This is a genomic window from Kribbella sp., from assembly GCF_035687465.1.
Lineage (GTDB): Bacteria > Actinomycetota > Actinomycetes > Propionibacteriales > Kribbellaceae > Kribbella.
This window is the reverse complement of the sequence record NZ_DASRXP010000375.1, coordinates 1-6,355: the sequence shown is the minus strand read 5'-3', so window position 1 is coordinate 6,355 and position 6,355 is coordinate 1. Positions and strand designations below refer to the sequence as shown.

Genomic DNA, 6,355 nt, shown 5'->3' with positions numbered 1-6,355 from the left:
TCCAGCAGTGCGTTGAGCTCGCTGTTCGACTGCTCTCCTTGACCGCCGCCTCCGGGTCCCTGGCCGCCAGGCGGTTGCCCGGTCGCGGTACCGCCCTGTCCCTGGGGACGCTCTGGGCGCTGCCCGGCGCCTCCCGGCCGCATCATTCCGCCACCGGGTCCGCCGCCGAACCCGGCGCCTCCCGGCCCGGAGGTGGGCGTCGGACCGGTGTGCGACTGCGCCGCCGTCGAGGCCGCGTACGCCGAACTTCCGAGGCCGAACGCGAGCACCAGAGCCAGGACCACCGCGGGAACCAGTCGGCCGAGGCGCCGGCCACCGACCAGGAGCGACGCGGCGACCACGAGCCCGATCCCCAGGACCACGAACTTCAGCCAGGGATGGAAGGTCGGGGTCCGGTTGAGGAGCACGTAGTCCCAGACACCGGTCGCCACGAGCATCCCTCCCAGACCCAGCCGGCCGGCCAGTTCCGCTCGCCGCTGCCAGCAGAGGTAGCCGCCGATGCCGACCAGTCCGCCGATCGCCGGTGCCAGCGCGACCGTGTAGTACTGGTGGATGATGCCGCTCATGTAGCTGAAGACCAGTCCCGTGACGAGCAGCCAGCCGCCCCAGAGGATCAGTCCGGCGCGCGCGAGATCGGTCCGCTTGGCGCTGCGAGTGAGCCACAGGCCGGCGACCAAGGCGATCAGCGCAGCGGGCAGCAGCCAGGAGATCTCCCCGCCGAAGGTGGTTCCGAACATCCGGCCGAGCCCGGTCTCGCCACCGAAGCGGGCGCCGCCGCCTCCACCGAAGCCGCCGCCTGATGGTGCGCCTCCCCTGTCCTCGCCGAAGATGCGCCCGAGGCCGTTGTAGCCGAGAGCCAGTTCCAGCAGCGAGTTGTTCGTCGAGCCACCGATGTACGGCCTGCTCGAGGCGGGCCACAGTTCGACGAGTGCGACGTACCAGCCGGCCGAGACGATGACGGCCCCGAGTGCGCCGAGCAGATGCAGGAGACGCTTGCCGACCGAGGTCGGCGCTGCGATGTAGTAGACGAGAGCCAGCGCCGGCAGGATCAGGAAGGCCTGCCCCATCTTGGTCAGGAAGGCGAAACCGATCGCGGTACCGGCTAGGGCTAACCAGAGCGGCGAGGCCTTCTCCAGCGAGCGAACCACGCAGTACGCCGCGGTGACCATCAGCAGCACGAGCAGCGCGTCGGGGTTGTTGAACCGGAACATCAGTACAGCCACCGGCGTCACCGCCAGCGCAGTACCGGCGATCAATCCGGCCACCGGACCCGACGTCCGCTTGACCGTGAAATAGAGCAGCGCGACAGAGGCGACTCCCATCAAAGCCTGCGGAGCCAGCACGGTGAAGCTGGAGAACCCGAAGACGCGGGCGAACGCAGTACCGACCCAGAGCGCGGCCGGCGGCTTGTCGACGGTGATCACGTTGCCGGCGTCCAGGGAACCGAACAGCCAGGCCTTCAGGCTGTGCGTGCCGGACTGGACCGCGGCCGCATAGAAGCTGTTGCCGTAGCCGGACTCGGTCAGGTTCCACAGGTAGAGCAGGGCAGTGCCCGCCAGCAGGACCAGCAAGGCCGGCCGGACGTAGCGGGGCTGGGGCGCTGGTTCGGTCATGACCGCAACCCTTGCCAGTGGTTCTTTGATCGCTCTGTCAGCAAGCTGGGAACTTGCTGGGAATGACCACTGGCTTGTGGGAGTTGGAGCAGTTAGTTTATTCTTTAACTACCTAGCGCGAGGAGACCGACCATGCCTGCCGTGACCGTCAACGACATCACCGTGCTGCCCCGGGTCCACCGGCCCGACCCGGCCGCCGCGAACGAGCGTGCGGTGCGGTCGGTGACGTCCGCCCCGAGCGGCTTCGAGGGCGAGGGCTTCCCGGTACGGCGCGCCTTCGCCGGCGTGGACCTGCGGGACCTGGATCCGTTCATCCACATGGACCAGATGGGCGAGGTGGAGTACGCGCCGGGCGAGCCGAAGGGCACCCCGTGGCACCCGCACCGCGGCTTCGAGACCGTCACCTACATCATGGACGGCATCTTCGAGCACCAGGACTCCAATGGTGGCGGCGGCCTGATCTCCGACGGCGACACCCAGTGGATGACGGCCGGTAGCGGACTGCTCCACATCGAGAAGCCGCCGGAGCACCTGGTCCTCAGTGGCGGCCTGTTCCACGGCATCCAGCTCTGGGTGAACCTGCCCAAGGTGCAGAAGTTCGCGGCTCCGCGCTATCAGGACATTCGTGGCGGTGACTCCGCCCTGTTGTCCACCCCGGACGGCGGCTCGCTGATCCGGATCATCGCGGGCTCGGTCGACGGCCACGACGGTCCCGGCTCCACCCACACCCCGATCACGCTGGTGCACGCGACCGTGAGCCCTGGCGCCGAGATGGTGCTGCCGTGGCAGGCGGACTACAACGCACTGGTCTACGTCCTGGCAGGCCAAGGCACCGTCGGCGCTGAGCACCGGCCGATCCGCAAGGGGCAACTGGCCGTGTTCGGCCCTGGCGACACCATCCGCACCGCGGCCGCTCTGTCGCAGCCGCAGGCGGAACCGAACCTCGACGTGCTCATCCTCGGCGGCCGCCCGATCCGCGAGCCGATCGCCATGGCCGGTCCCTTCGTGATGAACACCCGCGCTGAGGTGGTCCAGGCCTTCGAGGACTTCCAGGCCGGCAAACTCGGCACCATCCCCGCCGTCCACGGCGCCCCGACAACGCTGCGCGAATCCAACTGACGACCTCTTCAGCATCCACGAAAACCTGTGGCTGGCCGGCGGCGGGTGCAGCGATGATCAGGTATGTCCGAAACCGAGGAAGTTCCTGAGCGGCAGTTCGGCTGGTGGGACATGTTCGTCCACCCCGACGAGGACCCGCGCTCCGATGGTGGATTCAAGGGCGAGCGCGACACGCTCGTCGGGTACCTGGAAGACCAGCGACTCACGCTGCAGTTGAAGTGCGCCGGTCTCGACGCGGAACAGCTGGCCCGGCGATCTGTTCCGCCGTCCAACCTGTCCCTGCTCGGGCTGGTCCGGCACATCTCCGAGACCGAGCGGGCCTGGTTTCGGAAGGTGATGGCCGGCCAGGACCTGGGCGGCATCTACCTCACGGACGACGAGCCGAACAAGGACTTCGACGGCGCCGTGGCCGATCCCGCCGTTGTCCAGGAAGCCTGGGACAACTGGCGTGCCGAGGTCGACTTCGCGCAGAAGTTCGTTGCCGACGCAGCCGATCTGGACGTCACCGGCGAGGACGGCTCGGAACTGCGGGAGATCCTGGTCCACGTCCTCGAGGAGTACGCCCGCCACAACGGCCACGCCGACCTGATCCGCGAACGCATCGACGGCCGCGTCGGCCAGTAGCACGTCAACTCAGCGCGTCGAGAACCTCGTCGGTCGAGCACACAGCGATCCCCAGGGCGGCCAACTCGTCCGCGGCCGCAGGGGTCCAGCGCGACAAGGCATCGGGTACTGCGACCGTCCGGAGATCCCGTTCAGTTGCGTCGATCAGCGTGGAGCGTGGGCAGTTCGGGTAGTTGCAGCCAGCAACGACCACGGTGCTGACGTCCTGCAGATGTGCCAGCAGCTCCGCTTGGTAGAAGGCACTCCAGCGAGGCTTGTAAGAACACGTACTCGTTCTCGCCGAGCTGCTGCATCAGTAAAGCACTCTTACCGAACTCCAGCGAGATCTATTCGTTCACCCGGCAAACACTAGAGCCGCCTGAGCCGGCGCCGGGTCGCTGTCTCAGAACTTCGTCGGCTACGAGATCCCGGAGTTGCCGGGCTCCATCTACTGGCGGATTTGTGAGACTTCGAGGTCGGCGCCGAAGGTTTTGGCGAAAACGCGGGCGACGGTCGACGAGCGGGCCACCGTGCTGGGGTTCGAGGTCGCCGGAGAGGTTGCAGTAAATCAGCGCTACATGGCGGTCGCCGGTGCCGAAAGGCCCACATCCAGCACCCCGCTGAACCGAAACGTGGTCAGATCAACCGAAACACTTGGCGCGCTCGAGCGCCACGGGCAGGCGCCCCGATCGGCTCCGACCAGCACACGAGTGCTTGTCCTCTCGACGACACAATGCCCGTACATGACACCGAGGGCCAGCGAGTCCCTCGTCGAGCTATCCAGAGCGCACTCAGACTTAGCATGGTCATCGAAGCTCCAACACCAGCATCGCGAAATCCAGCAAATGCTATAGGAGAAATCAACCGACACCGGACTGCTCCACTCTAGCGCCTGACGCATCCGCTAGGTACTGTCAGGCGACTATCCACTCGGTGTGGGATCAAAGCACGGGATCCATGAGCGCCGATAAGCATCCGGGAGAGATGATGACCCGCGATCAAAGTTCCTCACTCTGGAACACGTCTGTCGATGCGCGCAACTATGAGAGCCCAAACGACAAGTATCTTGCAGCAATTCTAGAGCAATACAAACTCTATGTTGAAATGGCCGAACGAGTGAGCCAGCGACGAGGCGCCGCAAATTCATTCTTCCTTACGCTGAACAGCGCCATTCTAACAACCATCGGGATCTTCTGGACTGACCACATAGAGGCCCCATCTTGGCTGCTGGGCATGCCTCTAGTCGGTGCAGTTGTTCAATGCGGAGGCTGGTACATGCTCGTTAGATCATATCGACAACTCAGCTCGGCGAAATGGTCCGCTGTTGCGGCGTTTGAAGAAAGACTTCCAGCATTTGCCTACTCAGAGGCGGAATGGCAAAGTCTTGCCCGGGGAGCGGACTGGCGAGTCTACCTGCCCCTAACGCGCCTAGAACAATGGATACCCGCGACATTCGCGAGCATCTATATAATAGCCCTTGTACTAGCACTCACCCTCTAACTCTCGCCTACCTCGCAATCGATCGCCTCAACAGCCCCACCTCACGTTGGACCCCGGCTCGGAACTCCTGCGAGCCGCCCTCCTCCACGCCGACGGATTGGAGCACGATTTCGAGCTCATCAAAATCAAAATCGGCTACGGGTCGCGTCTCGAAGAATCTGCGGAGTGTAAGTAATTCTATCCTCCGCGAGCGGATATGGTGACTACCTTTCCGGCTCAACCGCTGCAGCAGTTGGTACATCGCGCCGGAAGCCGACCCCGAACCGTCATCGAAAAAGGGCAGAGAATCTTCCCGGCCACTCAGGTCACCATAGTAATACCGATGATATCCGCGATTGATTCTATCGAACACATCGTCGCCATCTAGACGAGAGTAGAACTCTGCCTCCATAGCTTCATCGCCTGCTATCACTCCAGCAAACGCGGCCGAGTATCTTACAAAGTCAGCCTCGTTCTCATCTCGCCACCGATCGCGTAGAAAAGACAACGTATCGTGGGAACCGTCTATTCTTCCGAGCAAATATACCAACTGATTCTTGGTAAAGACATCCGAATCAGCGACCTCCACGTAGCTATCCCTCATGGCCGCAGCAGCGCGCGAGCCGACACGAGCTCGCCTGATCCCATGACGAATCAAGCGATTCGTAACCGGCGATCGCTGGAACGAAAGGAAGGTTGCAACCAGCTCAGTATTGATGTCGGGACCGGTTAGGCTCTCGAGTATTCGCTGCGCTAACCAAAACTCCAAAAAGACCTCATGAACGAAACCAACGACGCGATCCTCTTGTAACATCAGCATCGATCTTGCCGGGCCATGCAGCGGATCCTCCATAGAAACTCCGGATAAACCTAAGAGTTCAACTATGTGAAGTAGACCTCCGCCGCTCCTTAGGGCCTTGTGTAAAACCCACGCCATCTCGGCCCAGACGCCTTTCAGCCGCTCCGCCTCACGTTCGGATTCAATGTGGTGCCGGTGGCACTCCTCTCGCGCGACCGCCTGCCCGCAGGCGAGAAGTAATGAGTAGTCACCCACGCCCTCTGTATCAAAATCAGAAACCTCCATATCGACGCGCTCTGACAAGAAGGCGACCATCGATAGCCACAATGGAAAGCTGAGCAATGAGTCGCGACCTAGCTCGCCACGTTGCCCCTCCACTCTCTCAATGTAATCCGCCGCTTTGAACTTCTGCTCAGCCCTTAGCGCATCAACGTACTGTCTTACCTCGCGGCTGCCCCATGGAGTCATCCGTACAATTGTGTCGAATGAGTCGGCACATCCGTGCAGCCGGCGATCAAAGTCGGCAGTGCGACAAGATACAAGGACCGAGCCAAAATCTGACAAGTCTTGCAATCGCTGCCGGAGCACCGCTGCGGGCCATGGCGACTCATCCAAACCATCCAGAACCATCCGATAAGAAACATCCGGCAATGGAACTCCGGGCGGCCACTCGTCTCGTCCCGCGGTACGGCCACTTAGTTGCCTAACGACCTCGTCCGCGCTCGAGGCAACATCCGTCAGT

5 protein-coding genes and 1 pseudogene are annotated in these 6,355 nt (G+C 63.0%); 3 read left to right on the top strand and 3 right to left on the bottom strand.

Annotated features, from left to right (window positions below):
* Positions 1 to 1,613, bottom strand: a 1,613-nt coding sequence (locus tag VFG33_RS19755; RefSeq protein WP_325054384.1) for an ArnT family glycosyltransferase, incomplete at its 3' end; no start/stop codon positions are given.
* Positions 1,614 to 1,745: 132 nt separating this feature from the next.
* Here VFG33_RS19755 and VFG33_RS19750 point away from each other — a divergent pair.
* Both VFG33_RS19750 and VFG33_RS19745 read left to right on the top strand, forming a co-directional pair.
* The gene (locus VFG33_RS19750; RefSeq protein WP_325054383.1) at positions 1,746 to 2,732 is read left to right on the top strand and encodes a pirin family protein; all 987 of its coding nucleotides are present in this window, start codon (positions 1,746 to 1,748) and stop codon (positions 2,730 to 2,732) included.
* Positions 2,733 to 2,795: 63 nt separating this feature from the next.
* On the top strand, positions 2,796 to 3,356 hold the full coding sequence (locus VFG33_RS19745) for a DinB family protein (RefSeq protein ID WP_325054382.1): 561 nt from the start codon (positions 2,796 to 2,798) through the stop codon (positions 3,354 to 3,356).
* A 4-nt stretch (positions 3,357 to 3,360) separates the two neighbouring features.
* Here the strand turns inward: VFG33_RS19745 and VFG33_RS19740 are convergent.
* Positions 3,361 to 3,600: pseudogene (locus VFG33_RS19740) on the bottom strand (isochorismatase family protein); the annotation flags it as partial.
* Positions 3,601 to 4,292: 692 nt separating this feature from the next.
* Between VFG33_RS19740 and VFG33_RS19735 the strand changes: the two are divergent.
* Entirely contained in the window at positions 4,293 to 4,835 is a 543-nt protein-coding gene (locus VFG33_RS19735; protein WP_325054381.1) for a RipA family octameric membrane protein, read from the top strand.
* A gap of 7 nt (positions 4,836 to 4,842) precedes the next feature.
* Here the strand turns inward: VFG33_RS19735 and VFG33_RS19730 are convergent, their stop codons facing one another.
* Positions 4,843 to 6,081 (bottom strand): hypothetical protein, encoded by a 1,239-nt coding sequence (locus VFG33_RS19730; protein ID WP_325054380.1) that lies wholly within the window; start codon positions 6,079 to 6,081, stop codon positions 4,843 to 4,845.
* Positions 6,082 to 6,355 lie beyond the last annotated feature (274 nt).